This is a genomic window from Mesorhizobium huakuii (genome assembly GCF_030160235.1).
In the GTDB taxonomy this organism is placed as follows: Bacteria; Pseudomonadota; Alphaproteobacteria; order Rhizobiales; family Rhizobiaceae; genus Mesorhizobium; species Mesorhizobium huakuii.
Map to the genome: position 1 here is coordinate 18718 of NZ_BSNY01000026.1, position 25689 is coordinate 44406.

A 25689-nucleotide genomic window follows, 5' to 3' on the forward strand; every position below is an offset into this window, starting at 1 on the left:
CTGCCTCCCGTGGCTCCGCCGCCGCGTCCGGGTTTTCAGCCGGCCTGCTTGAGCGCGGCTTTCTCGGCGCGCAATTCCTCGATCGAGCGCACGTTTCGCCGTGCGGCGCCGGCCCATTCGCGGGTCTTGACCGCTGATTTCGACAGCCGCTCCTTGGCGGCCGGAACCGCATGCGCATATTGCGGTAGCCATTGAGCCTGGGCGACGACCATTTCGTCCACCATTTGCCAGACTTCCTCCGGCGTCGACACCGCACCGACCAGCGGGTCATGCAGCACGGCCAGTTTCAAGAGATCGATGTCGCCTGATACCGCGGCGTGGACCGACATGCGCTGGACGTTGATCGAGGACATGCAGGTGGCCGCACAGGCTTCCGGCAGCGTGATGCCGGCGGCCATGTTGATGCCGAAACGGTCGACGAAGCCGGGCGATTCGATGATGGCGTCCTGCGGCAAATTGGTGATCACGCCATTGTTCCTCACGTTGAAGTGGCTGTCGATCCAGCGCGTGATCTCGTCGGGCCGCTTGCGGTACCAGGGCAGATATTCGGAGAGATGGCCGTTGCTCTCGGTCGAATAGACGCCGAAGCGTTTCAAGACATCGATGCGCAGCTTTTCCTGCTGCGAATAGACCGGATGCGCCTCGAAGGCCGCAACCAGTTCATCCTTGCCGATCTTGCGGCCGTTCAGCCGCAAATCGATGAACCAGGTCTGGTGATTGATGCCGGAACAGACATAGTCGAGTTCGTGCCTGGACTTCGCCCCCAGCACCTCGGCGATCTGCTCGGCGCCATGCTGGACGCCGTGGCAGAGGCCGACCGTGTCGACCTTGCCGTACGCGATCGCCGCCCAGGTGTTCATGGCCATCGGGTTGGCATAGTTGAGGAATTTGGCGCCCGTCGCGGCGACCTCGCGTATGTCCTTGCAGAAGTCGAGGATCACCGGGATGTTGCGCTGGCCATAGAGGATGCCGCCGGCGCAGATGGTGTCGCCGACGCACTGGTCGATGCCATATTTCAGCGGAATGCGGATGTCGTCGGCATAGGCCTCCAGACCGCCGACCCGCACACAGCTGATGATATAGCGCGCGCCGTCGAGCGCCTTGCGGCGATCGGTTGTCGCCGTCACCCTGGTGGGCAACCCGTTGGCCTCGACGACCTTGTCGAGGATAGCCTTGATCATCCCGAGATTGTGTTCGCTGAGGTCGGTCAGCGCGAATTCGATATCCCTGAATTCGGGCACGCACAGGATGTCGGTGAACAGTTTCTTGGTGAATCCGACACTGCCGGCACCGATGATAGCGATTTTGAAACTCATCAGCCGTACCTCATCCTATTCCAGTGACAGGCCGGGAATGACAGGGATAGGTCGCAGCCGCATGCCATGGCATGTCGGCGGGACAAGCCGGATTCCGGCCTGTCAACCTCCCTGTCCGCTCCTCGCCTGCGGATCTCTCTCGCTTTTCGAGCGGGATTATGCCCTTATTCACGAGCGCGGCCAGAGAAGGATTATGCTTTCAAGGGTAATTTTGTGCTACGAGATTTGATCGCCAACGGACAGTCGATGCGCACGATCTCGCTGCCGCGCGGCCGGCAGCGCCTGCATGCCATGCCGACAAGCACCGGCTATGAGGTGCGCGAGGACGAGATCTATGACTGGGACGGACGCAAACGCGGCCAGACGCCGTTCACCGTGCTCCAGCATACGATCAGCGGCACTGGCCGGCTACGCTACGAGAACCGCAACTACCGCCTGCAAGAGAACGACACGCTGCTGGTGCTGGTGCCGCACAACCACCGCTATTGGCTGGCGAGCGACGAGCGCTGGGAATATTTCTGGATCTCGATGAACGGCGAGGAGGCGCTGCGTATCCACAAGTCGATCCTCAGCATCTCCGGTCCGGTTTTCCGGCTGCAGCCGGCGACAATCGATCACCTTGCCGATTGCAGCCTGCGCCTCATCAAGGGGGCGGCCTCACCGGGTGCCGCGTCCGCTATCGCTTACGAGGCAGCGATGGCGCTCTATGACGATGTCTTCGGCTCGCATGCCTTTGCCGAAAAACTGAGCGCCATGCAGCCGGTGATCGATCATATCAACGCCCATCTCGACAAGCCGCTGCCGGTGGCGGAGCTCGTCCAGATCAGCGGCCTCAGCCGGGCCCATTTCTCGCGCTGCTTCGCCGAGAGCGAAGGCCTGCCGCCCGCCGAATTCGTGTTGCAGCAGCGCCTGCAGCGGGCGGCGAAGCTGTTGACCAAGGCGGACTTCCTGCCGGTGAAGGAAGTCGCCATCCTGTGCGGCTTCGAGGATGCGAACTATTTTTCGAAGGTCTTCCGCCGCCTCTACGGCACCACGCCCAGCCAATTCCGCACCACCGGCATGTATGCCAATCTGCGGACTCCGGCCAGGCGCGGCGTCAGGGTGTCGGACGACGAGACCTGACGCCGATTTGAGGCCTGTCCTGTCAGGCCGCGTGCAGGCTGCCGCCGTCCAGCCACTCGAGATCGGCAGGCGAAAGCGCGATGTCCAGCGCCCGCAGACTGTCTTCCAACTCGCCCAGCGTGCGCGGCCCAATCAGCGGAACCGACGGGAACGGCTGGTTGAGCACATAGGCCAGAGCAACGTGGATCGGGTTCTTGCGCAGTCGAGCGGCGAGTTCGATGGCGCGGTCGCGGCGGCCGAAATTGCGCTCCGAATACCAGACCCGCACCAGTTCCTCGCTGTCGCGCCTGTCGCGCCCCGCGCGCTCGGTGAAGAAGCCGCGGCCCTGGCTCGACCAGGCGAAATTCGGCATCTGCCTGGATGTCAGCCAGGCCTTCCAGTCGTCGGTGGACGAAGCCACGCAACCTGCCCAGATCGGCTCCAGCATTTCGGCCAGCGAAAAATTGTTGGAGAGCGCGCCGGGCTTCTGCTTGCCGGTGCGCTCGGCATAGGCAATCGCCTCATCCATGCGCTGCATCGTCCAGTTCGAGCCGCCGAACGGGCCACGGATACGACCGGCCTTCACCTCACGGTCCATGGCATCGACAAATTCGCCGACCGGCACGTCCGGATTGTCGCGGTGCATGAAATAGATGTCGACATGGTCGGTCTGCAGGCGGTCGAGCGACTGGGCGAGCTGCTTGCCGATCACGTCGGGATAGCAGAGCGGCGAATGCGCTCCCTTGGCGATGATCACCGACTGCTCGCGCACGCCGCGGTTCCGCAGCCACTGGCCAAGCAGCGTCTCGGTGTAGCCGCCACCATAGACATAGCCGGTGTCGAAGAGGTTGCCGCCGGCCTCGAAGAAGGCATCGAGCAGGATCGAGCCGGAGGAGAAGGTGCGGAAATCCTCGAAGCCGAGCGCCACCACCGATGCCGGCTTCGCCAGGCCCGGAATGGCGCGCTTGCCGATCGCCGTGCCGCCGGACCGCAGAGCCCGGCCGGAAATGGTGCTGGTGCGCAGCGGGGCCTTTTCGATCTCGTACTCCAGTCCGACGGCAGCGCGCCATCTGTCGAGCACCCGCAAGGTGCCGAGACTGTCGGCCCAATCCATGCCCGGCCAGGCGAATTCCTGCCGCCCGGCAAGGATGGCCTCGCCGGCGCCGTCGACCTCGAAGGAATAGACATGGCGCTTTTCGTCGACGCTGATCGTCTCGCGCGAACCGTCGGCGCCGATCACGTCGATCCGGCCGAGGCCGACATCGCGATTTCCCCCGGCGAACCAGAAGTCCGGCACTTCGATGCGGCCCTTGGTGCCGAGGATGCGCAGCACATTGTCCTGGTTCAGCGAGATGCTGCAGGAAACCTCGGCAACGATGCCGCCGGGAAAATGCAGCAGCGCCGAGGCCCATTCGTCGACACCGGACTGGCCAAGATGGGCGGTGCCAACCACTTTGTCGGGCTCGGCAAAAGGTTGCCCCGATGCCGCCCCGGCGATCAGCCGCGCCATCGAGACGGTGTAGCCGCCGACGTCCAGTATGCCGCCGCCGGCGGAATCATTGGCATAGAGACGGTGCTGCGGCATGAAGCCCGGCATGGCGAAGCCGAAGCTCGACTTGATCATCCTGACCTCGCCGATGACGCCGGACCGGATCAGCTCCACCAACTTCAGCGTCTGTGGGTGCAGCCGGTACATGAAGGCTTCGCCGAGAAAGGTGCCGGCCTTGCGCGCGGCGTGCATCATGGCGTCGGCCTCGAAGGCGGTCAGCGCCAGCGGCTTTTCGCACAGCACATGCTTGCCCGCTTCCGCGGCCCGGATCGCCCATTGCGCGTGGCCGGGATGCGGGATCGCAATGTAGACGGCGTCGATCTCGGGATCGGCAAGCAGAGCTTCGTAGCCATCGACGATGCGGGCGCCGGGAAAATTTTCGGCGAGGCCCGGCTTGTCGGGATTGCGCGCGCCGATGGCGACCAGTTTTCCGGTGCGCGAAGCGGCCACGCCGCCGGCGAAGGCCTGGGCGATGCTGCCCGGGCCGAGAATGCCCCAGCGAATGGGCGTGGTTGCGGTCATTGTCATTCTCCTTGAAGGCTGGAAGGGGGCGGCCGGTCAGCGCAGCCGCAGCCCTTTTTCGTCGAACAGGTAAGATTTGCGGATGGAAACGGTGACCTCGGAGGTGGTGGGAACCTTCGCCGCGTCGCGCTGGATCACCACGTCTTCGCCATGGGCGGTTCGGGCGTAGAGAAAGCTCGTGCCGCCGAGATGTTCGACCACGTCGATGGCGACGACAAGGTCGGTGTCCCCTTCTCCGGCACTGCCGAAATGCTCGGGCCGCACGCCGACGATGACCTTGCTGCCCGCTTCGGGTGCGGCGCCAGCCAGCGGCTGGGTGATACGGGTTTTCTCCTGGCCCGCCAGCTCGACCACGACGCCATGCGCATCGCGCCCGACGATCTGCGCCTTGATGAAGTTCATCTTCGGCGAGCCGACAAAACCGGCCACGAACAGATTGTCGGGATCGTCATAGAGATCGAGCGGCCGGCCGATCTGTTCGATATGGCCGGCGCGCAGCACGACAATCCGGTCGGCGAGCGTCATCGCCTCGGTCTGGTCGTGCGTGACGTAGATCATGGTGGCGCCGAGTTCCTTGTGCAGGCGCGAGATCTCGACGCGCATCTGGACGCGCAGTTCGGCGTCGAGATTGGAAAGCGGCTCGTCGAACAGGAACACTTGCGGCTCGCGCACGATGGCGCGGCCGATGGCGACGCGCTGGCGCTGGCCGCCGGAGAGCTTCTTCGGGCGCCGGTCCATCAATTCGCTGATGCGCAGGATCTCGGCCGCGCGCTTCACCCGCCGGTCGGTGTCGGCCTTGGGGTTGCCGGTCATGCGCAGCCCGAAGGAGAGGTTTTGTTCGACGCTCATATGCGGATAGAGCGCATAGGACTGGAAGACCATGGCGATGCCTCGATCGGCCGGCTCGACATCGTTGACCAGTTTGCCGCCGATGGCAATCTCGCCGCCGCTGATGTCCTCGAGCCCGGCGATCATCCTGAGCAGGGTCGACTTGCCGCAGCCGGACGGGCCGACGAAGACGACGAACTCGCCATCCTTGATGTCGATATTGGCGCCATGGACGACCTCGAAGGCGCCGAAGCGCTTGACCACATTGCTCAGCGTAACGGTTGCCATGCTGCCTCTTACTTGACTGCGCCGGCGGCGATGCCGGCGATGAAATGGCGCTGCAGGAGCACGAAGACGATCAGCATCGGCACGGTGAGCATCACGGCGCCCGCCATGATACCGCCCCACGACACTTTGGTGAGACCGATCAGCGTGCCGAGCGCCACCGGCGCCGTCATCGAACCGGGCTGGCTGTTGATCAAAAGCGGCCAGAGGTAATTGTTCCAGGAGGCGAGGAACAGGATGATGGCGAGTGCGGCCAGCATCGGCCGCGCCAGCGGCAGCGCGACGAACAGGAAGATGCGCCACTCCTTCACGCCTTCGACGCGGGCGGCGTCGAACAGATCGTCCGGCATCATCGAGAAGCTCTGGCGCATGAACAGCACGCCAAGCGAGTTGAACAGCGGCGGCACGATCAGCGCCACCCAGGTGTTGGCAAGCTGGAAGTCGCGCGCCACCATGATGAATTGCGGGATCAGCACGACCGCATAGGGCAGCGTGATGGTGCCGAAGATGATGCCGACGACCACGCCCTTGCCGAAGAACTGGTAGCGCGCCAGTGCCCAGCCGGCCATCGACGTCAACAGCACTGACAGGAAGGTGTAGGTCACCGCCACCGAGACGGAGATGCCGATGGCGCCGACGAAATTGGTGTCGCGCTGCAGATTGTTGAAATTGTCGACGAAATTGCCGTGCGGCAAAAGCTCTATGCCGGGGCTGAAGATGCCGTTGTCGGGCATGGTCGAGAAGACCACCATCATCCACAGCGGGAACAGCCAGATCAGCGCCAGCGGGGTGAGGAAGAGATGCAACGCGATGCTGCGCCTCAGGCGGGCCGAGGAGAGCGAACTCATTGCTTTTCCCTCGTCAGCCACAGCTGCACCAGTGTGATCGCGATCGCCAGCGCCGCCATGGTGTAGGCGACGGCCGAGGCATAGCCGAAATTGAGCGACCGGAACCCCTGGCGGTAGAGCAGCAGGCCGAGCGTCTCGGTGCCGCCGCCCGGCCCACCGCGCTCGGTGATCAGGAAGGGCTCGGTGAACAATTGCATGGTGCCGATGATCGAGAGCACCAGGCAGAACACGATGACCGGCTTCAAGAGCGGCAAGGTGATGTGGAAGAACTGCTTGAGCTTGCTGACACGGTCGAGCGTCGCCGCCTCGTAGACATCCTCGGGAATGGATTGCATGCCGGCCAGAAGGATGATGGCGTTGTAGCCGGCCCAGCGCCAGGTGACCGCGATCATGATCAGCGCCATGGCCGGCGTGACGTTGGAGAACCAGTCGATCTTGGGCAGCCCGATGCTGTTCAGGAGCTTGTTGACGATGCCGAAATCGAGGCTGAACATCAGCCGGAACACCGCCGAATAGGCGACCTCGCCGACCACCACCGGGGCGAAGAAGGCGAAGCGATAGAGACCTCTCGCCTTCAGGAGCGGCGAATTCAAAAGCACGGCCATCACCATGGCCAGCGCGATCATCACCGGCACCTGGATGACGAGGATGAGCAGCGTGTTCTTCAGCGCGTTGAAAAAGGCCGGATCGCCGATCAGCCGGCCCCAGTTGAAGCCCGGCGCGAAACGCCAGGGCACGGTGCGCGTCGCCTGGAAGGAGATCATGAACGAAGAGATGATCGGCCACACCCAGAAGACGGAGAAGATCAAGAGATAGGGTGCCAGGAAACGATAGGCCGTGGCGTTGCGGTTGCGCATCCTGCTCCTCCTCCTCCTTCATATCCGGTGTTTCAGACAAGCTCGCAGGCGCAGGGTCCGGGCGGCAAGAGCCGTCCCGGACCCCGTCCCTGGGAGGTTATGATTTGACCGGCAATCCGGTCGCCGCCGCGATCTGTTTTGCTGCGTCGTCGAGCGCTGCCTTGGCGTCGGGATAGCCGCCGGCCAGATATTTGGTCTGCACCGCGCGGACGATGATTTCGGCATCGCTCTGGAACTGCGTGCCGCGGCTGGGGACGACCTTGGGCAATGTGCCCAGAATATCCTTCCACACCGCCTGGCCACCCCAGTAGGGCAGGCCTTGGCTGACATAGGGGTCATTCAGCGCCGAGACCAGCGAGGGGACAAGGCCGAACTCCTTCAACATGGTGATCTGGCCTTCATTGGTTCCGAGCGTGTATTTCAGGTACTCGTAGGCCGCTTCCTTGTTCTTCGAAGCCGAGGTGATGGCCAGGGACGACCCGCCGAGATTGGCGGCGCGCGGACCGTCTGATGTGAGGCTCGGCATCAGATAGACGCCCCATTTGCCGTTCTCGCCGGCCGATTCGGTGCGGATGGTGCCTTCATACCAGCCGCCATAGACCTGGGTGGCGACGGTGCCCGCCGTGTTGTTGGTGATCTTGGTGCCCCAGTCGGCGGACGAGACGATGCCGGCGTCCTTCATCTCCTTGACCTTGGTCAGGGCGTCGACGCATTTGGGTTCGCTGACCGTGATCGACTGGCCATCCTCGGCGAAATAGGCGCAGCCCTGCTCGTTGGAGATCATGCGGAAGAATTCGGTGTCGCCGTTGAAATCGGCGTTGGTCATGGAGACGCCCGGATTGGCGGCCTGGATCTTCTTGCCGGCGGCGATGAAGTCGTCCCAGGTCTTGATCGATGCCGGATCCACCCCGGCCTTTTCGTAGAAGTCGCGGCGATAGAAGGCGGCGACCGGGCCGGAATCCCACGGCATGGCATAGGCCTTGTCGCCCACCTCGAGCTCGGTGCGCTTGAAATCGGGGAATTTCTTCTGGTCTTCCGCCGTATAGCCCAGCGTGTGCAGGTCGACGAAGCAGTCGGGGAACTGGCTCCAGTAATTCTCGGCCTCGCCATTCTCGATGGTGACGATGTCGGGCAGGCCGACGCCGCCGGCCGCACAGCCGGCGATCGACTTGTCATAGGTCGGCTGGTTGCCGAGATCCTGAACCGTTACCTTGATGTCGGGATGCAGCTTGTTGAAGCCGGCGACCGTCGCCTTCAGCGACGAAGCGGCGACATTCCAGCTCCAGATGGTGATTTCGCCGGATTGCGCGAAGGCCGGGGCTGAGCCCAGGACAAGCGCGAGCGCGGCGCAGGACAGTGTGATGCGCATTGAAATCCTCCCATTTCATTTGCTCTCTCTGCGAGCGTGGCTACACTATTCGGCGCGGAAGGCTTGTCGCCGACAAAGGGAATACGGAATTGGCGGAAAGTAAGATGCCGGAACGGCCGTTTTACCAGCCAGGCGCCAGCAGTGTGGAAGGCCTGCCGCTGCTCCTGCAGATGTTTCACACCGCTCCGCTGATGATGCTCAAGCCGCACTGGCATGCGCAGGTCGAGGTGAATTTCATCGTCCGCGGCAGCGTGCACTACCGCATGAACGAGCACGAAATCGCGCTTTCGGCCGGCGAGATGTGCTTCTTCTGGGGCGGCCTGCCGCACCAGATGGACGACCTCAGTGACGACGCCATCTATGCCGGCGCGCATCTGCCGCTGGTGCATTTCTTCCGGCTGCACCTGCCGGCCGACGTGCGCCACCGGCTGATGACGGGCGCGACGCTGGTGACCAGCGCCACCGACCAATCCGACAACGATAATTTCGCCCGCTGGAACCGCTACGCCCGCTCGGGCGATCCGGCCAAGGCCGAGCACGCCGTCAACGAATTGTTGCTGCGGCTGGAGCGGGTGCGGTTCGAACCCTACCGGCTGGTGCCCGAGACGGCGGCCGGGCAGGAAGCCGGCAGTGCCTTCGACCAGCAATCGTCGCGCAATGTCGGGCGCATGTGCGATTTCATCGCCGAGAATTTCCTCTACGACATCGATTGCGTGAACATAGCGGCGGCCGCCGACATCCATCCCAAATACGCCATGAGCCTGTTCAAGAAATCGACCGGCATGACGCTCAACGAATATGTCAACCTGTTGCGGCTGAGCTACGCGCAGGCGCTGTTGATGCATCAGGATGCCAATGTGCTGCGCGTCGCCATGGACTCCGGCTTCGGCTCGCTCAGCGCCTTCAACAAATCCTTCCGCAAGCTGGCCGGCATGACCCCTTCCGATTTTCGCAAGGGCGTGGCCGGCGCGAGATAGCGCGACAGCCCGTTGCCCCGTGCCTGTCGGCATCGCGGCATCTCAACCGTCGGCTAAGGACGTATCCCGGCGGTTGCAGCGCGCCATGGCGGCGCCACGACGGAGGCCAAAGGGCCGAAGGAGGCCAGCCCGCGCGCCATTGCGGCGATGAAAGCGCCTGAGGAAGCCGGCCTTTCCACAGCCTGTCTTTTCCTGCCGGAAATCGCCACCTAGGCGCTGGACAGGCTAAATTCCCGTGCTATAACCCACGCGCTTTCAAGGGGCGCCCCACGGCGCCTTCAAGAAATCCGGTTCACGAGTTTTCGTTTGCCGGAACAGGCCCAGATAGCTCAGTTGGTAGAGCAGCGGACTGAAAATCCGCGTGTCGGTGGTTCGAATCCGCCTCTGGGCACCATTTCACTTTCCCATCGCTTCTCACGACGTCTCACCAATCAATACAAATCAATGACTTAGCCTGGTTTGGCGGTTTATGGTGACCCACCGCGTACCGTTGCAACGCATCGGTTTGTGGGTAACGATTTCGGCGTTACCCATTACCCGGAGGTCCGTTACCCATGTCTCTCTCTGACTTCGCCTGCAAGAACGCTAGGCCCAAAGACAAGCCGTATCGTCTTGCGGATGGCGACGGGCTTTATCTCCTCGTCCGCACCAACGGCTCCAGACTCTGGCAACTGCGGTACCGCTACCTGGAGAAGGAAAATATACTCTCCTTTGGAAAATACCCGCTGGTGTCACTTCTGGACGCGAGAGGAAAGCGCGACGACGCCAAGAGGCTGTTGATCGCCGGCATCAACCCCTCCGCCAAACGCAAAGAGGAGAAGACTGCCGCCATCACGGAAGCGCGCTCCACCTTCGCCTTGATCGCCGAGGAGTATGTCACGCGGATGGAGGAACGGGACGCTGCGGCGGCTACCATCACCAAAACCAAATGGCTCCTGGAAGATCTGGCCGGCCCACTCGCCAAGCGCCCCATTAACGAGATCACTCCGGCCGAAATTTTCCAACTCCTCCAGAAGATCGAAAAGAGTGGTCGAAGAGAGACAGCGCGGCGTTTACGCGGCGTGATAGGCAGCGTCTTCCGTTTGGCCATTGTCACCTTACGGGCAGAAGCCGACCCAACCCTACACCTCCGGGGCGCTCTCCAGCCGCCGAAAGTCAACGGTCGTGCCGCTATCACCGATGAAAAGAAGTTCGGCAAGCTCCTGATGACGGTCGGCGAATACGACGGCTGGCCAACCATCAAAGCCGCCCTCCAGTTTCTTGCCCTCACCTGTGTCCGCCCCGGCGAAGTACGGGGCGCTACGCGCGACGAGTTCGACCGAAAGAAGGCCGTCTGGCATATTCCGCCCGAGCGCATGAAGATGCGTGCCCCGCACGACGTACCACTGTCCAAACAGGCGCTTTCGGTCTTGGAAGAGGTCTGGCATCTCTCGGAGGACGGCGGCCTGGTCTTTCCTTCGATCCGCTCCACAAAACGGCCGCTTTCCGAGAACGCCATGAACGCCGCGCTACGACGTATGGGCTACGGAAAGGACGAAGTGACCGCCCATGGTTTCCGGGTGACCGCCAGCACCATCCTCAACGCCCGCGACTACGATCCAGACGTCATTGAAGCTGTCCTGGCGCATCAGGACAAGAACGCCATCCGGCGGACCTACAACCGAGCGACCTACTGGGAGCAGCGGATCACGCTAATGCAGGAGTGGGGAGATCTGCTAGACGCGTTAAAGGCGAACCATTAGTCTTACGAACATTTCAAGATCGGATCGCTGTTTTCCGTGTTGGCGTTGATCGCTGCCGATATAGGTACTTGAGCCGTTCAACCGTGCGCCTCCAAGGCCGCGACGAGTTTGGTTGCTTCTTTCCGATGCCGCGCAACATCCGCGCGGGTAGCAGCCCGGTTTAACCGGTAGGCCGGCAGATCGCCAGCAATCGCCTTCAGATCGCGCAGAACGGACGCGATGTGCGGCCATGGAAAATCCGTCGGGTCGCCAATGTCCCGGTCGGCGCCAACAATTATTTCCAGTTTTGCCACGATACCCACGAGAGACTGAGCCGCGACGTTGGGAATCGCATCCTGAAGTCGGAGAGCCTCGGTCATCGCAAACACCTCGGCCTCGCGAACCACCGCATATTCCGATCCCTCCTCCGACGCGGCCACCGAAGTTCGACGCGTTTTCTTTTCTCCATCGGTCAATACCGGAATTCCGGGATTGACCATCATTCGCGTCTCCAACCGCTGCTGCACCCGACACAGGACCAGCGACACGTGCCGAGCGCGGTGCCAGTCGGTCCACAGGCTCAAAGCGGGATCATTTGCATTCTGGATGGCAGCCGCCCGGGCGATGGGATCAGAGAACGTGTGTGTGGTCTTTGGCAGCATCGAACACCTCCTAACCAATTCCGGCACGGTCATTCGACTGGTCCGAAAATACATACTATAGTTGATAAACTTAAAGTATGTAAACGGCGAATGTGGCGCATGGATATGCGTCAACTGGTCGGAACGAACTTTGCCCGACTTCGGAGGGAGAAAGGCCTGACGCAGGAGCAGGTGGAAGCCCGGTCGGGCTACAGCCAGCAATACCTAAGCAGTCTGGAACGTGGTCGACGCAATCCTACTGTCATCACCCTTTTCGAACTCTCCCAGGCGTTGGGTGTCAGCCACGTCGAATTAGTAAAGCCGGTTGAAGACAGCTAGCGCTGTCTAGCGTGTCGGCTATGAATCGCCCGCGACTGGCCGCTCCCGAGCGCGCGCCCAAGCAGCGCCATAGCGAACGGCACAGCATGCGTCGCTTCCGGCTCATCTTGGTTGATCGCACTAGAGCTGTGCGATCCTGAAAACCGGCTTGGTGCACTCATTCCGAACAGCGGCTTCGCGCCTCATGTAGGTCGTTAGAACTACGCTGACCGACCTCCAAAAACAGACCTTGCCTGGGAAATGTCCGAGCGCAGCTGACTATTTTCGGCGACTGGGTTCGAATCCCACTCCCTCCGCCATCTGCGAACATATTTGCGAACCCCGGCGCCATCTAATCCGTCGTCAGGCGGGTTGGTGCTGAGAACACCATTCTTCAGGTCATCGACGTGGCCAAAGATTCGCACATAGCGCTCACCAACCTCGACCCGCTCCACGATCGTGGCGAGATAAATCTTCGCACGAGCCGCACGCTTCCGGTCTAGCAGCTCCATCATCTTAGTCCTGAAGATCTCAATCGCGCCTTCGGTCACCTCTTCGTGCTCCGCGGCCTGGGCGACCGTCTCGGTCATCCGGTTCCGAGCGCATGTCAGCTCCTCGTTGGCCATTCGCAGGTTTTTCTGGAACAGTGGATCCTGAGCCAGCCCTGGAGCAATCCGCACGCTTGCCAGAAGGCCCTCCATGGCGTTCTCAGCCGCGCTGACCCTTGCTTGCAGCGATGGCCGTTCGTTGGAGGCAGCAATCCGGCGACTGCGTATCTTCTGCTTCGGTGTTGCCGACGAAAGGCTACGGAAAGCTGCTTCGGCATTGAAAATGACCGGAAGACGCCCCGCTCGGGGTCGGACACCTGATCGGCTCCGTCGACGATCGCGGTCTCGATCTTCACTAGGAGTGGTCCCCGGTGTTCAGCCACCCATTCCGGCGCTATCGCCGCCACCGCCAGCATCCTGAACCGCAGCCGGTCCACTTCCTGAGGACGGTAGGAGCCGAGGCTTCGCTTGATATCCAGGATTAGCCCGCTGTGTTTTGTTCTGTTCACCACGAAGAGATCAGGCTTGTAGGTCTCGGTCGAATGCACCCGCGACGGAAAGCGTACTCCCTTGATCTCGTCGGATGGTGTCCGCTTCAGCATTTCCTGGGCGGCGGGCACGATCGGCATCGCCGTTGTCGGCAGGAGTTTGAGGTCGGGGTTCTTCTGGACGGCCTGCCCGATGGCCAGTTCCAGCAGCCGGCCTTCCTGCATCACCGCCGACCGGAAGAAGCCGAAGAGCGACGCGTACTCGCCGAAGGTAATGTCGCCCCGGACCTCTCCGGCGAGCGCCGCCTTCATCGCTTCGTCGACCAGCTTGTCGACGTCGTTGTCGAAGGCTCCAGGCGGCAGCGATCCTGTCGATTGTCCAAAATGGCGTCGATAACCCGCCAGCCGCACCGTCGAATTCCGGCGGTCCCCTTCCGGACGGCGGAAATGCCATCTATCAATTCTCATAGCCCAAGACCTCTCACCAGGTTGCGGGTCAGGCCTCCGTTCGGTGTTGACGCACCATCGGGGGCCGCTTGCGTTCATGCCGCTGCGTGAACGGCCGTAACCGATCGGGATCCGAGACAGATCTCAAATGAAAGAAGCCGACATGGTTAATTTGTTGGGATGTCCTCTGGTTCACCTACCAGCCTGGATATCGGTCCCAGAAGGTTTCGCTTTCATAGCGACCTTCGATGATAGCCGCGAAGTCCCTCGCCAACGTCTCGATCACATCGCCAAGCTCCACACGTTCCGCCCACGCTGTCGGTAGGGATCGGGGTCCATGCAAAGCCCCCACGATGTTTCCCGCTATCGCGCCAGTCGAGTCGGAATCGCCGCTATGGTTGACCGCCGCGATGATCGCCTCGCGAGGGCCTTCAGCGGCGAGCGCGCAAAGAACGGCGATCGCGAGCGCCTCTTCTGCAACCCAGCCCTCGCCAAGCTCGGACAGCCGATCGCGCCAATCTGTTGCACTGCTTAGTTGCGCCCCGTGCCGGAGCGCGTCCCGGACCTCGCGGGCGTCGTGTTCGCTCTGCAGGATCGATAGTGCCTGCTCGACGGCATGCGGAAGTCCCTGTCCTTGCGCCACAACGGCAATGATCGCCGCGAGCGCTCCGGATGAAAAGGCAGCGGAGGGATGCCCATGCGTGGTTCTTGCTGTCTCCATCGCGAGACTGAAAGCGTGGTGCGGGTTATCGACTGCGAAAAAGCCGAAGGACGCGTCCCGCATGACCGTCCCGCAGCCTTTGCTGTCGTTCTTCGCGGCGCTGCCGAATGACCTGCTTTCCCGAAGTGCAGACAGACAGGTATTTCCAGGTGCCCTTCGCGTCCAAAGCCTCTTCTCGCGGATCAGCCAGCCGTCGAGTTCGTCGTCGGATGAGAGTTGCTCGAATGGATGATCCTGTGTGACGAGCCAGCGCTTGTAGGCATGATGCACGACAGCCGGCGGATGTCCGATACCCTTCTCAGACATTCGAATGGCAGCCCTAATCAACCCGTCAACCGTAAAAAGGGTCATTTGCGTGTCGTCAGTGATCGCACCAGTGACGCCGTAGGCTGCATCGAAGTCCAAGATACCCTGCGAGCCATATCGAGCGGTAATCTCCTCCAGCTTGAGAAATTCTACGGGAGCGCCAAGAGCGTCCCCGCACGCGCCTCCCAACAGGCAGCCATAGATGTGGTCATACAGCGTCAATGACATCTCCTGCGTCTGATATGGATATGCGGGTGTGTAGCTTTCCGCACGGATAAGTCTGAAATCGATGGTGCAATGCTATGCGCCTTCCGGAGGTGCAGTTTATGCAAGGGCACCGGAACATCGATACGACTCATGCTTTGATCTTAATGGATTCATTGAATTGCTTGGATGAAATTTGAACGCAGGTGGGGAGCTGAGTGGCGCATCCGCATTGGCCGCTCTGAGCACCGCACCTCATAGGACGCGACTGCGGTGTTCAACGCCGCCAATGCGACAATCTGACTGAAATTGGCTGTTGCACGTGCGTACTATTGCCGCGATATCCGCAGCCAGACACTTAAGCAGCCGGAGAAAGAATTATGGCCGATACCGCATTCTCGAAGGCTCTCGTCACGATCGACTGGGAGGGAGAAAACCTTCTCGTGTTGCGCTGCCCCATCACGGGTGAAGTCGTCGCTGCAGGATACGATCCGACGACCGGGGAGTTTGGTTACGGAGAGCACGTTCCAGAGTGGGAAAACATCCCCACGGTTCTGTTTCACTACACGCCCGAGACGGGCGAGTTCGACTTCATCCGGCCGCAGCTCAAGGAAGAGATCGACAGGAAGCGCCAAGAACTGGAAGCGGCCGGAGGCGACGAGGAGTTCGACGATTTCGATGTCCTGCAGGAACACCTGCCGTCCATCGGGAAGGTTCCGCTCGTTTTTTGCATCGAAACCTCCGGCATCGCAACGGGGCCGCTGACCTCAACGGTTTATGTTGGTCTCGATCTGGCGGCGGCCTCGGCGTAATGCATACCGGGGATCAGGACGCTGCCCGGGGCTGTGCTGATCCTTCCGGTGATCGCCGTTGTATCGCCATGCCGCGCGAGTTTATCCTCCATCCCGTCAACCGGATTCGGTTCAGGTCTGCGGCGAGCGCCTTGTGCGCATCTTCCGGGAATAGGCTTTCCTGAGCCAATGCAAGTGACGACATTGGTCGCCGCAACTTGTTTTTGGGCGACCAGCGCCGCTGTTGAACGAACCCGGGCATCAGTCGCTACCGATGATCCGCAGGCGCATGGCACGGGTCTCCAGCAGATATGTCTCGACGCCAGCAAGCAGGTGCAGACCTTCCTCGCCAATCGCTTGGCGGGAAAGACCGGGCTGCACAATGCGAACGTCGTATTCGAAGCGATGGTCCTGCCAGCCGGCTTTCAGCTTTTTGATCATGGCCGCCGAACCCCGCTCGATCCGCGAGCTGAGCCCCCTGTCACGCCGCATCTGTTCCCGCTTCAGCATGTGCTGGAGCATCCGGTTGGGACGATCACGCCACCTGGCCGATTTCTGAGCTTGTCCGCACACCTCGTATAGGTCATTGAGCCGAGCACCGGGCGTTGCGGCGCTCGAATATTTGCAATGAAACAAGGTCACCGACACGACGCTGTCGGTGATGCGCAATGCGACCACATCGGCGATTTCACCTTTGCCATCGTCGTCGAAGATGACGTCATAGGGATCGGTGTCGGCCAACAAGGTTTCGATGACGAGCCGCTGGACCGAATCTACCCGCTTCTCGACGCCCTGCGCTTCGGCGCGGATGTTGGTTTTCGACCAGTCCCACACCTCGATCTTCTCGGACGGATAGGGCTGGACCATTTCGCCTTCGGGCAGGGCGTAGAGGTGGCTGTAGATCAGCAGGGAGCCGTCACCGAAGTCGATCTGCGGCGCATCATCGGCGAAGGACTCCGAAAGCGTCTGGATCTTGCTGCCGACCTTGATCGTCGCCTTGGGGCCGTTGCGCTGGGGGTAGCGCGCTCCGCCATCGGCAAAGACGATCTCGAACTCGGCGGACTGGTCTTCGCTTCGCACGGCAAAGCGCAGCGGCCCCGTTCGCGTATTGTCGAGCAGTTCGATGTCGCATTCGGTGAACAGGACTGGTTTGTCGCCGAAGGTGATTTCGATGCGGTCTTCGATCTGCATCAGAAGCGATTCCGGCCAATGAATCGCCACGGGCGGGACCGCCGGGCGATCACTGATCTGGCGCGGTCGCATAGCGCTCTTGAACACACCGTCGGTGGTGATGCCGGGATCATTCACGGCGCGGCCGACATCCTGACACCAGTCGACCCAGTCGGTGAGATCACGCACTTTGGAGATCGACCAGAACTTGCCTTTAGCCGAGCAGCCTCGCGAGGCCGGCGCGCCGTCGAGAAACCCGGTGGCGAACACGTTGTTCTTGATCCGTGACTGGGATTTGGCGCTATCCAGCCCGTCGGCCACATCGACGCCCATGTACATGGAATAGCGAACGCCGCGGCCCTGATGGTGAGTGAGGCCGAGGTTGCGCAGGATTAGGCGTTTGAAGCCGTGCAGGCTGCGGAAGACATCTTCGCCCTCGACGCGGCGGGCCGTCTCGCCGCAAACGGCATTGGCCAGGCGGTCGAACGGTCCCTTGGCCGAACTGCTGATATAAAGCAGGCCGCTTGCCTGGTCCCAATGCAGCATATGCAGGTCCCACTTCACGTTGATGGCGTGCTGGGCCGTCGTCCAGCGGGCCTGTTCCTCCGCCCGGGTGACGAAGATCGCCACGCGCTGGTGCGGATTGATTTTCATGCCGAGGTAGAAGCCAGGGTCGTATAGATCTTCGGCTTGGAAGGGATCCCAGCTCTCGCACGAAGTCCGGTACACGACCGCGTTCATCTTCGGCTCGAGGGTTTGCAACGGGATGTCGTCGAGATCGCCGGCGAAGCCTTTGAACATCTCGGCACGCCGGACCTGGCGCTCGATCTTGGCCGAGCTCAGCGCCTCAACCAGCGCGTTCCAATCAGCGTCTTCGGCATAGAGCTTCGCCAGCGATCGATCGATGTCGTCGATGCCGGTGTTGGCGATGACGGTCGCATCACCCAAAGTCGGGTCTTGGCGAGTGAAGCGGCCAACAAACTGGATCGTGACCGCGATGCTTTTGTGGTGGTCGTGCAGAGCCGCGATTTTCAGTTCGGGAAGGTCGAACCCTTCACCCAGCATGTCGACACAGACGATGATCCGGCTCTCGAATCGTCGAAGCGCTGCAAGATTTTCGCGTCTCTCCCGCAGCGGTTGCTGGCTGTGGACGATGACTGGCCGATATTCCGGATAGCTCTCGGTATAGAGCCGGTGCAAGTGCTTTGCGCGTTCGATCGTGCTGCAACGGGCCATGGCGAGGTGGTTGAGGCCAGCCGCGAGGTCCTCGGCGAGGACTTCGCCAAGCTTTTCGGCGATCGCCAGGTCGGCGTCGGGACGATCAAGTCCGAAGACGGCCTCGAACCGGATCGGTTTGAAATAGCCTTCTTCCTGCGCCTTCTTCAGGGGATAGGTATAGATGAACTCGCCGTCCACACGCCGCCCATCTTCGCGAAACGGGGTAGCGGTGAACTGGACGATCGGGATCGGTGGTTTGCGGTCGACGAAGAGACTGCGAAATTCCGACCATGTCCGGGCGCCGATATGGTGGGCCTCATCGATGAAGAGCGCTGCGGCTCGCGCCGCCATCTGTTCTTGAACTTGGGGGTTTGCCCGCCCGGCGATGTGCATGGTTGTGACGATGACGTTGGCCGCGTCGAAGATCTGATCGACCTCGGCAACAGACGAGGGGATGTGCGCAAGACGGGTCACCACGGGATAGTCGGCCGATGCGTCGAGGCACGCCTGGCTCTTGAGGACGCCAAAGGTTTCGAATTTTCCGGCGATCTGTTCGCGGAGTGCGTCGGTTGGAACCACGACCAGTAACCGGTCAAACTGCTGGCGGGCGTTCAGGGCGAGCATAGTCTCTGTCTTGCCAGTGCCGGTTGGCATGACGATGGTCGCGGGCTCGGTCGAGCGTGTCGCGTGCGCGAGGGCCGCGTGGAGTGCGCCGATCTGGGGTCGCCTCAGCCCCGGCACGGCGGGCTTGCCGTCCATGGCCGCTCGGCCTTCGCGCAGATGGAAGGCGTCATCCCAGGACATGGTAACGGCCACAAGCCGGGTCGTCATATCTCGAACGCTCAACAGAGCGGGATTGAGGGGCGTAGGACGGAGCCAACGCCCTTCTCCGCGTTCCAGCGCTTCCTTGATTTCCTTTGGGTGCTGGGCATCGGGTACGAGCAGGATGAGGTCAGAATCCAGCCTAGTCGCTGTCTTTCCGCTGAGTATAATGAGGGTCTGCCCTTTTGACAGCGTCGTCTCAAATCCACCGACACGCCGAACCGTGAAAGGCTTGAGCCGGCAAATGGCTTGTATCGACGGCTCCGCCTGCTGGCGCGTCGTGCTGCCCAAGACTCTGCCTTCGACGGCCATTCGCGCCGGGAGGAGCAGCGACACCTCCTCGGTGAAGAGGTCGTCCTGTCCTGGAGCGGTGGCGTCTGTTCGTTCGTGCATCGATCCCCCGAGCGCCTGCCGCCTACGCCGCGACCGCGGCAACTGGCGAAGGCGCAACCGTGAGGATTTCGCCCGACGTCACCAGTACGATCAGTCCCCGTTGTGTCCCGGTCATATCCAGATAGTTCCGTACCTGGGCGCGGTAGTGCTCGATGGCCTCCGGGCTTGGCTGAACATCGCTCTTCCAGTCGACGACGACCTGCGGTTTTCCGTCAGGCCCAAAACTGATGGCGTCCGCGATGCCTGCGGTCGCCTGTTCAAGGTCGTCGACAAACGCCGAGGCATAGACCGGAAACTCCGGCGCAAGGGTCGGCCGAAGCTCGGCGATTTCGGGCAAGGCGAGGGTGCGGGCCACGCAGCCCGCTAGCTCGACCGGCGAAAGACCTTGGGCGGGATCATCAACCACTGGCTTGTCGATCGCGGCGATAAGCACCTGCGCGCGTTCGGTCAGAGACGCCACATCGTCCGGCGTTTCTCCGGTTAGAGCCTCCTCGAAAAGCTTGTGCAGGATCAGACCACGTTCGCGTCCGCCCTGGACGCTGGCGCGGGTGGCATCGTCACGAGGCTGACCTGCGTCGCTTGCTGCCCAGATTTCTGCCGCTTCGGGTGTCACAACAGGCCCGATGCTGGTTTCGTCGCGGCTTGGCGCTAGCCAGGTCAGGCGGCGATGACGGTCTGTGATGGCAGCAGCTTCGGCCGCAAAGATCTCCCGTGTCTGCGGGTTGCTCTGGCCGTCCGGTGCTGCTCCCACGTCCGGCGAGAGGTGGGACAGAGCGAGCGCCGGAAGCTCGCCGAGCGATGGATCGAGGAGGGAGATCCATGCCGATTTCGACGGCGCGGCGTCAAGTCGAGGCAGGACAAGCAGCTCGCGCGCCCGGGTGGCGGCGACATACCAGAGCCGGATGCGCTCACGATCGAGCTCGGCTTTTTCCGCGTCGCGGGCGTCGTCATACCCGACCGGTCGGACGCCAAAGACTGGGCAATAGAAAATGTCGCTGTCGCGATCGGTCACCGCGCTTTCCGGCGCCATGATCCCCGTCATCGTATTGACGGGCACGACGATCGGCCATTCTAGGCCCTTAGCGGCGTGCATGGTGTAGAGGGCGATGGCCTCTTCCTGGGCGTCGGGTCGTCCTTCGACGGCACGCGATTCGTCGGTCCAGGCCGCCGTCATGGTCTCGGCAAAGGCGCGAAGACCCCGAACCGCAAAGGCGGACGTCAGGCTCAGATAGAGATCAACGTTGGCGAGTGCGCGTTCCGCCTGTCCCCGGTGCCGTTCGAGCAGGATCGGGCGTACCCGCATCACATCGACTGCCTGCGACAGGAGGTTGTGCGGCGTGGTGCTATTGGTCCGACGGTAGAGCGCTTGCAGCTTCTCGATGGTCGTCCGGGCAAGCGTGTGTTCGATGCCGCTGGCATCGACCCCGAGATCGAGCCGGGGCAGTGCGTCCGGGTAGTCCTCGGAGCGCGGCAGCGCCCAGATGATGTCGAGAACCTCTTCCTCTGTCAGGCCGACGAGCGGGCCGCGCAGCAGTGCGCCCAAAGCGAGGGTGTCGCGCCGATCGGCGAGGACGCGGGTCAGGGCGATGAGGTCCTGGATTTCCTGGCGGCGAAACAGCCCCTTGCCCGCCTGGGTCGCGACCGGGATGCCGTGCCGTTCCAGCGCCTCTTCATAGCGCCACAGATCGCTGCCGGTAGGGGCAAGTAGGGCGATGTCGCCCGGCCGGCAGACCCGGCTGGCGCCGCTCCGGCGATCGAGGATCATCTCGCTGCCGATCAGGCGGGCGCACATTTCGGCGACCGCTTCGGCTTCGGCGTCACGCTGCTGTTCGGCCGTGGCCTTACCGTTTTCGTCGGCGACCACGACGTCCAGAGCTGCGACACACAGCGCCTCTCCGCGATCAGAGTGGAACGGGTCGAGCGCGGTGAAGCCCGGCTGTCCCTCGCTCGATAGCAATGTCTCGAAGCGCTCGTTCACATAAGTGAGAATGGGCGCGCACGAGCGAAAGTTGGTCGAGATCGACAGGACACTGTCCGGATTCTGGGCGAGAAACGCTTCACGTGCCCGCACATAGGCGCTGACATCAGCGCCACGGAAACGATAGATCGCCTGCTTGGGATCGCCGACCAGGAACAGTGCGCCGGGACGGATTTGAAAAGCCGACCAGTCGGTGGTCGAACCGTCTGCGGGCGGTTCGCCGCAGAGGCGCCAGAAGATCTCGGTCTGTAGCGGGTCGGTGTCCTGAAACTCATCGACAAGGACATGGGCGAAACGCGTCGCCAGCGACCGGCAAACATCATCATGATCGCGCAGCAAGCCGCGTGCCGCGAAGATCAAGTCGTCGAAATCGAGCAGAGCCGCTGAACGCTTGTGGTCGCGGAAGCGGTGCAGAACCGGCTGCACCTGGGCGATCAGATCGGCGAGCACGCGGCTGGCGGCATTCTGGAGCATTGTCTGCCATGCCTCGCAGCACGCCACATAGTGCCCTTCGGCTGCCGTGTTGAGGCGCTCGCCATCAGCCTTGGTCAAGCCCTCGCGCCTGGCCGCGTCGACCCATTTGCCCTTTTTCTTGAACGCGGAGAAGGCTCCGCTCTTGTTGCAAAGATCGCGGTGCGGCTGCGATACCAGCAGGCGGACCAGCCCAGCCGGCGTTTCGGCAACGGAGGCGTCATCAAGGGCCTGCGCCATTTCGGCAAACCGCTCCGCGATCGTCGCTGTTTCTTCCTCGACTGCGGGTGCGGTGCGGATGAACTCGGCGAAGAAGTCCGCTGCGGTGAGGAAGGTTTGAAGGTGCGGCGCCAGCGGGGTGACCGCCGGGGCGGACACCGTTCGACGGCGGCGCAGGTTCGCCACGATCTTGTGGATCAGCCCGACGGTCTCACCGGGATTCTGAAGCACCATTTCGGCGATGATGCCGCCTTCGCCACCTGAGAGTTGCTCTCGCAGCCAGGCCTCGACGATCTCGATAAAGGCGAGGTCGGCCTGATTGCGATCCATCACACTGGCGCCCGGATCGATATCAGCCTCGACCGGATAGGGCTTGATCAGGCGCTGGCAGAAGCCGTGGATGGTCGAGCAGGTGATCTCGTCTATCGCGGCGCTCGCTGCCGCGAGATAGGCTTTCTGCGTGTCCGACAGACCGCCGAGCAAGGCGATCCGCAGTTCGGGCGGAATTTGTCCGGCGGAGAGGTCGCTGACGAAGTCTCGCACACGGATCAGAAGCTCGCTGGCCGCCAATTCCGTAAACGTCACCGCCGCGATGGATTTGGGCGCGATGCCTTCGGCCAGCATGACCGCAATGCGACCAGCCATGACAGCCGTCTTGCCGGACCCAGCGCCAGCCTCGACCAAGATCGAGCGATCATGCACACTGATCGCGTTGCGGCGGGCCGCGTCATCGCGAAGGTCTTTCGTTACAGCAGTCATTACTGCGCTTCCCAGACTTGTGCGGCGTTGCCAAACAGTTCGGTCGCGGCCGAGAGCTTGCGCTTGCAATAGGTGGCGCCCGCGTTCGCCGGCAGCGCAAAGGCCAAGTCGTCATAGGTCCCGCCCGTATCCGGTCCGATGAGGGCGTTGCCAGCCGTCAGATTGATGCGCGCCGCCTGGAGATATCCGGTGATCTCAACCAGCGTAGCTTCGGGATCGTCGAGTTGCAGGTCGATTTGATCGCGCGGATAGAGCAGCGACGCGCTAATCGAGACATCCGCGCCAAGCAACGCCTTCACGGCAAAAGCGTAGAGGCAGCGCTGCAATTCCCGGCCGCCGTCTAGGCCGATGTTGTCCTTCGGTGGCCTGCCGGTCTTGTAGTCGCGGACCAGGACGCGCTTTCCATCGCCTGAGATGTCGAGACGATCGATGTAGCCGGCAATGCGAAACCCGGCGTCGGGGATTTCGACGACCGTTGCCGAATCCCACGGGCTGTCGGCGGCCGATTTGGAGCTACTCCCGCCAAACGCAACTTCGCCATATGACCGGGCGTTCGGCAGGCGCTCATCACCATAAGTCAGCGCGCGGCTGGTGAGCAGGCGCGCTTCGTCCAGCGTCCGCCGCCAGATGACAGCGGGCGGGACGGCGCGTTCACTTTCCCAGACACACGAAACCTCGTCGGCAGCGTTCTGCACCGCCGCTGCGATCTGGTTTTCGTCGGCATTGGCGAGGCCACCTGCCGCTTCCACCTTCTGGAGCGCGAGGTCGAGCGTCATGTGGACGAGGTCGCCAATGCCGAGCGAATCGAGAACCAGAGGATCGGTCCCGCTCTCAGGCATCCGCAAGTGCATCCCGTATTTCCAGAGGAAGCCGAGCGGGCTTCGCAGAAGGAGCTTGAGCGAACTGGCCGACTGCGTTCGTGCCAGGATGGTCAGCAGGAGAGGATGGTCCGCCCGAACCAGGCCGTCGTGCGGCGTGATCTCCTTGCGGTGCCAGTTGCGCCAGCATGTCGTCGCGGTGATCGCCTGCGGTTCATGCGCAAACTCTTGCGGACGCGCCATCAGCCGGTCGGTTTCGCTGAAAGCGTGGAGCGGGACCGCATTGCGCCGGATGTAGGTCTCGCCAGCGTGATCGCCAAGCAGAGAACTGCGCCCGAGAAGTCTGCCTTCGCTGTCGCGGCGAGACCGCGAGAGAATGATCTGGCGCTCGGTCGTCGCGAGAATGGTTTCGAAATCCCGCCGGTCGGCCGCGCCGACCGGGAGCGGATCGAGTTCGACGGTCGGAATGATGTGATCGGAGATCAGGCGATCTTCCGAAATGCCGCGCGGCCAACGCGCCGAGTTGAGACCGACCAGCCGAACGAACCGGCGCGGCGACGCAGCCAACGCGCTGGCCGGCATCCAGGCGACGGAGACGCAAGCCTCGAGGCCGTCATCCTGTTTCAAGGTTTCAAGTGTCGAGTCGAGCGATCCGGAGGGACCGGCCAAAAGCGCCTTGCGCCAGATCGCCAGCGCACGACCGTTGAGAAGCGCGGCGCCGATTTCCTCGGCGGCGACGTGACCCTTGGCGAGGAGCGCGACGACGGTGCGCAGTGTCGCAGCGTGATCCTGCGCGTCGGGCCAGTCAGCCGGCGTTAAGCGATCGAGTAAGCGCATCCAGGCGGTGGCAGAGGCCAGCGGCGCGTCCGAGGGCAGGATGCGCATCCAGCCCTGGGGCAAGGTCTGGAACGGGCCCGCCTCCGATCCGCAAAGCGCAGCCAGACGGCGCATACGGGTCTGCGACAGGCCTCGGATGAGGATGTCGGCGAGCGCAGCGGCGGCTTGGCCCTCGCGCGATGTCGTAACCTTGATCCCGTGAACGAAGTGCAGATCGAGATTGGCCTCGGCGCGAAGTGAGAGGAAGTGGTCATCATATTCGGCCGTCGAGGCGCCTGCGATGGCGATGTCCGCCGGCTGGGCCTCGCCGGTGGCCAACAGGCTGCGCGCCCAGCGGACGGCTTCAATGGCCTCATGATAGGCCGTGGCCGCGCTGACGGCGTTGATGGCGGGCGTTTGGGGACCCGTCCGGTTGACGGCCACGTCCGTTGCTTCGAGCCACGCGGGCGTGGGACGCGGTCCCGCTCTCCAGGTCACCGCAGTATGCGCGGTCAGCGCCTGAAGGAGCGGTCGCCAGCAGGGCGAAAGCTCGGTGATACCCACGATCTCGACCGGACCAATTACGGCCTTGGCGTGACCAAGGTGCAGAATGGCCGCAGCGACGAGATCGATCGGGCGCATCATCCCCGGTGGCAGTTGCGCCAGTACCGCGGTTTCAAGCCGCGCGATGGAGTCGAGGCGGGGATGATCCCCCGCGCGCGCCGCCAGGTCGATTCCCGCCCGCCACACCTTGTGAAGGGTGTCGGCCGATGCATCGACCATCCCGGGAAGCAGTTTGATGCTTTCCAATTCGCCGAGCGGGGTGGATGGCAAGACAGCCTGTATCGCGCCGCGCAAACTCTCATCGTCGATCGGCCTGGCGAACCCGCCGGCGAGGCGAACCGCCAATTGTTCGAACGACATAATCTGCATGCCATGTTGGCGACGCCGCGCGGCGTCGAGGCGAATCTCGCGCGCCGCGATTCGGCCATGGGCGACGATGGTCCGTCGATCTGACATGCTCATGGCCGATCTTCCCCCAGTTACTTCTTGTTGGGACGCTGGGTGAGCGCCGAAGCGGCTGCGGACTTGGCCGCCTTGCTCGATTTCGGGTCGCGCAGCACCTGAGAAGCGGCGGTCGCCGCCTTCTTGCTGGTCACTTCGCCCCTGGAACCACGCTTTGTCATC

19 protein-coding genes and 1 tRNA gene are annotated in these 25689 nt (G+C 62.5%); 6 read left to right on the top strand and 14 right to left on the bottom strand.

Features of this window, described 5'->3' with window-relative positions:
• Positions 1 to 35: 35 nt before the first annotated feature.
• Positions 36 to 1316 carry a family 4 glycosyl hydrolase gene (locus tag QQK95_RS13500; protein ID WP_284273099.1) on the bottom strand — a complete coding sequence of 427 codons (1281 nt, stop codon included), beginning with the start codon at positions 1314 to 1316 and terminating at the stop codon, positions 36 to 38.
• Positions 1317 to 1382: 66 nt separating this feature from the next.
• Here QQK95_RS13500 and QQK95_RS13505 point away from each other — a divergent pair, with 66 nt between their 5' ends.
• On the top strand, positions 1383 to 2438 hold the full coding sequence (locus QQK95_RS13505) for an AraC family transcriptional regulator (protein ID WP_284273101.1): 1056 nt from the start codon (positions 1383 to 1385) through the stop codon (positions 2436 to 2438).
• A gap of 22 nt (positions 2439 to 2460) precedes the next feature.
• Here QQK95_RS13505 and QQK95_RS13510 read toward each other — a convergent pair whose 3' ends face one another.
• The 5 genes from QQK95_RS13510 to QQK95_RS13530 form a co-directional block, all read right to left on the bottom strand.
• Positions 2461 to 4488 carry an aldo/keto reductase gene (locus tag QQK95_RS13510; protein WP_284273103.1) on the bottom strand — a complete coding sequence of 676 codons (2028 nt, stop codon included), beginning with the start codon at positions 4486 to 4488 and terminating at the stop codon, positions 2461 to 2463.
• Between the two features lie 36 nt (positions 4489 to 4524).
• Positions 4525 to 5604 carry an ABC transporter ATP-binding protein gene (locus tag QQK95_RS13515; RefSeq protein WP_284273105.1) on the bottom strand — a complete coding sequence of 360 codons (1080 nt, stop codon included), beginning with the start codon at positions 5602 to 5604 and terminating at the stop codon, positions 4525 to 4527.
• An 8-nt stretch (positions 5605 to 5612) separates the two neighbouring features.
• A complete protein-coding gene (locus tag QQK95_RS13520; protein WP_019860421.1) occupies positions 5613 to 6449 on the bottom strand; it encodes a carbohydrate ABC transporter permease in 837 nt (278 codons plus the stop codon).
• On the bottom strand, positions 6446 to 7306 hold the full coding sequence (locus QQK95_RS13525; RefSeq protein ID WP_038644534.1) for a carbohydrate ABC transporter permease: 861 nt from the start codon (positions 7304 to 7306) through the stop codon (positions 6446 to 6448). Before QQK95_RS13525 ends, QQK95_RS13520 begins: the two co-directional genes overlap by 4 nt.
• Before the next feature lie 97 nt (positions 7307 to 7403).
• Positions 7404 to 8675 carry an ABC transporter substrate-binding protein gene (locus tag QQK95_RS13530; RefSeq protein WP_284273110.1) on the bottom strand — a complete coding sequence of 424 codons (1272 nt, stop codon included), beginning with the start codon at positions 8673 to 8675 and terminating at the stop codon, positions 7404 to 7406.
• A 104-nt stretch (positions 8676 to 8779) separates the two neighbouring features.
• On the opposite strand from QQK95_RS13530, the gene QQK95_RS13535 reads away from it, so the two are divergent.
• The 3 genes from QQK95_RS13535 (at position 8780) to QQK95_RS13545 (ending at position 11394) form a co-directional block, all read left to right on the top strand.
• Positions 8780 to 9652: a helix-turn-helix domain-containing protein gene (locus QQK95_RS13535; protein WP_284273112.1), complete on the top strand. Its 873-nt coding sequence runs from the start codon at positions 8780 to 8782 to the stop codon at positions 9650 to 9652.
• 318 nt (positions 9653 to 9970) lie between these two features.
• Positions 9971 to 10046 (top strand) — tRNA-Phe (locus QQK95_RS13540).
• A 160-nt stretch (positions 10047 to 10206) separates the two neighbouring features.
• A complete protein-coding gene (locus QQK95_RS13545) occupies positions 10207 to 11394 on the top strand; it encodes a tyrosine-type recombinase/integrase (RefSeq protein WP_202360802.1) in 1188 nt (395 codons plus the stop codon).
• A gap of 77 nt (positions 11395 to 11471) precedes the next feature.
• Here QQK95_RS13545 and QQK95_RS13550 read toward each other — a convergent pair whose 3' ends face one another.
• On the bottom strand, positions 11472 to 12035 hold the full coding sequence (locus QQK95_RS13550; RefSeq protein ID WP_284273117.1) for a hypothetical protein: 564 nt from the start codon (positions 12033 to 12035) through the stop codon (positions 11472 to 11474).
• Between the two features lie 99 nt (positions 12036 to 12134).
• On the opposite strand from QQK95_RS13550, the gene QQK95_RS13555 reads away from it, so the two are divergent.
• Positions 12135 to 12353, top strand: a complete 219-nt coding sequence (locus tag QQK95_RS13555; RefSeq protein WP_284273118.1) for a helix-turn-helix domain-containing protein — start codon at positions 12135 to 12137, stop codon at positions 12351 to 12353.
• A 200-nt stretch (positions 12354 to 12553) separates the two neighbouring features.
• On the opposite strand, the gene QQK95_RS13560 is transcribed toward QQK95_RS13555, so the two are convergent.
• The 3 genes from QQK95_RS13560 to QQK95_RS13570 all read right to left on the bottom strand — a co-directional run bounded on the left by QQK95_RS13560 (position 12554) and on the right by QQK95_RS13570 (position 15064).
• Positions 12554 to 12922, bottom strand: coding sequence for a hypothetical protein (locus tag QQK95_RS13560; protein ID WP_284273120.1), 369 nt, complete (start codon positions 12920 to 12922; stop codon positions 12554 to 12556).
• A 17-nt stretch (positions 12923 to 12939) separates the two neighbouring features.
• Positions 12940 to 13836, bottom strand: a complete 897-nt coding sequence (locus QQK95_RS13565) for a hypothetical protein (protein WP_284273122.1) — start codon at positions 13834 to 13836, stop codon at positions 12940 to 12942.
• Positions 13837 to 14011: 175 nt separating this feature from the next.
• Positions 14012 to 15064, bottom strand: a complete 1053-nt coding sequence (locus QQK95_RS13570; RefSeq protein WP_284273124.1) for an ADP-ribosylglycohydrolase family protein — start codon at positions 15062 to 15064, stop codon at positions 14012 to 14014.
• 362 nt (positions 15065 to 15426) lie between these two features.
• On the opposite strand from QQK95_RS13570, the gene QQK95_RS13575 reads away from it, so the two are divergent.
• Positions 15427 to 15858, top strand: coding sequence for a hypothetical protein (locus QQK95_RS13575; protein ID WP_284273126.1), 432 nt, complete (start codon positions 15427 to 15429; stop codon positions 15856 to 15858).
• 240 nt (positions 15859 to 16098) lie between these two features.
• On the opposite strand, the gene QQK95_RS13580 is transcribed toward QQK95_RS13575, so the two are convergent.
• Genes QQK95_RS13580 through QQK95_RS13595 form a run of 4 tightly spaced genes read right to left on the bottom strand, consistent with a single transcriptional unit; the run spans position 16099 to position 25688 of the window.
• Positions 16099 to 19440 (bottom strand): DEAD/DEAH box helicase, encoded by a 3342-nt coding sequence (locus QQK95_RS13580; RefSeq protein WP_284273128.1) that lies wholly within the window; start codon positions 19438 to 19440, stop codon positions 16099 to 16101.
• 22 nt (positions 19441 to 19462) lie between these two features.
• On the bottom strand, positions 19463 to 22867 hold the full coding sequence (locus QQK95_RS13585) for a UvrD-helicase domain-containing protein (protein ID WP_284273325.1): 3405 nt from the start codon (positions 22865 to 22867) through the stop codon (positions 19463 to 19465).
• Positions 22867 to 25527 carry a PD-(D/E)XK nuclease family protein gene (locus QQK95_RS13590; protein ID WP_284273129.1) on the bottom strand — a complete coding sequence of 887 codons (2661 nt, stop codon included), beginning with the start codon at positions 25525 to 25527 and terminating at the stop codon, positions 22867 to 22869. The genes QQK95_RS13585 and QQK95_RS13590 overlap by 1 nt, the downstream gene beginning before the upstream one ends.
• A gap of 17 nt (positions 25528 to 25544) precedes the next feature.
• Entirely contained in the window at positions 25545 to 25688 is a 144-nt protein-coding gene (locus QQK95_RS13595) for a hypothetical protein (protein ID WP_284273130.1), read from the bottom strand.
• Between the last annotated feature and the right edge of the window lies 1 nt (position 25689).

What these genes read in the sequence shown, in the direction of transcription:
- QQK95_RS13500 (WP_284273099.1), bottom strand. Translation starts at nt 1,316, where the DNA reads ATGAGTTTCAAAATCGCTATCATCGGTGCCGGCAGTGTCGGATTCACC.
- QQK95_RS13505 (WP_284273101.1), top strand. Translation starts at nt 1,383, where the DNA reads ATGGCATGTCGGCGGGACAAGCCGGATTCCGGCCTGTCAACCTCCCTG.
- QQK95_RS13510 (WP_284273103.1), bottom strand. Translation starts at nt 4,488, where the DNA reads ATGACCGCAACCACGCCCATTCGCTGGGGCATTCTCGGCCCGGGCAGC.
- QQK95_RS13515 (WP_284273105.1), bottom strand. Translation starts at nt 5,604, where the DNA reads ATGGCAACCGTTACGCTGAGCAATGTGGTCAAGCGCTTCGGCGCCTTC.
- QQK95_RS13520 (WP_019860421.1), bottom strand. Translation starts at nt 6,449, where the DNA reads ATGAGTTCGCTCTCCTCGGCCCGCCTGAGGCGCAGCATCGCGTTGCAT.
- QQK95_RS13525 (WP_038644534.1), bottom strand. Translation starts at nt 7,306, where the DNA reads ATGCGCAACCGCAACGCCACGGCCTATCGTTTCCTGGCACCCTATCTC.
- QQK95_RS13530 (WP_284273110.1), bottom strand. Translation starts at nt 8,675, where the DNA reads ATGCGCATCACACTGTCCTGCGCCGCGCTCGCGCTTGTCCTGGGCTCA.
- QQK95_RS13535 (WP_284273112.1), top strand. Translation starts at nt 8,780, where the DNA reads ATGCCGGAACGGCCGTTTTACCAGCCAGGCGCCAGCAGTGTGGAAGGC.
- QQK95_RS13545 (WP_202360802.1), top strand. Translation starts at nt 10,207, where the DNA reads ATGTCTCTCTCTGACTTCGCCTGCAAGAACGCTAGGCCCAAAGACAAG.
- QQK95_RS13550 (WP_284273117.1), bottom strand. Translation starts at nt 12,035, where the DNA reads ATGCTGCCAAAGACCACACACACGTTCTCTGATCCCATCGCCCGGGCG.
- QQK95_RS13555 (WP_284273118.1), top strand. Translation starts at nt 12,135, where the DNA reads ATGGATATGCGTCAACTGGTCGGAACGAACTTTGCCCGACTTCGGAGG.
- QQK95_RS13560 (WP_284273120.1), bottom strand. Translation starts at nt 12,922, where the DNA reads ATGACCGAGACGGTCGCCCAGGCCGCGGAGCACGAAGAGGTGACCGAA.
- QQK95_RS13565 (WP_284273122.1), bottom strand. Translation starts at nt 13,836, where the DNA reads ATGAGAATTGATAGATGGCATTTCCGCCGTCCGGAAGGGGACCGCCGG.
- QQK95_RS13575 (WP_284273126.1), top strand. Translation starts at nt 15,427, where the DNA reads ATGGCCGATACCGCATTCTCGAAGGCTCTCGTCACGATCGACTGGGAG.
- QQK95_RS13580 (WP_284273128.1), bottom strand. Translation starts at nt 19,440, where the DNA reads ATGCACGAACGAACAGACGCCACCGCTCCAGGACAGGACGACCTCTTC.
- QQK95_RS13585 (WP_284273325.1), bottom strand. Translation starts at nt 22,867, where the DNA reads ATGACTGCTGTAACGAAAGACCTTCGCGATGACGCGGCCCGCCGCAAC.
- QQK95_RS13590 (WP_284273129.1), bottom strand. Translation starts at nt 25,527, where the DNA reads ATGAGCATGTCAGATCGACGGACCATCGTCGCCCATGGCCGAATCGCG.
- QQK95_RS13595 (WP_284273130.1), bottom strand. Translation starts at nt 25,688, where the DNA reads ATGACAAAGCGTGGTTCCAGGGGCGAAGTGACCAGCAAGAAGGCGGCG.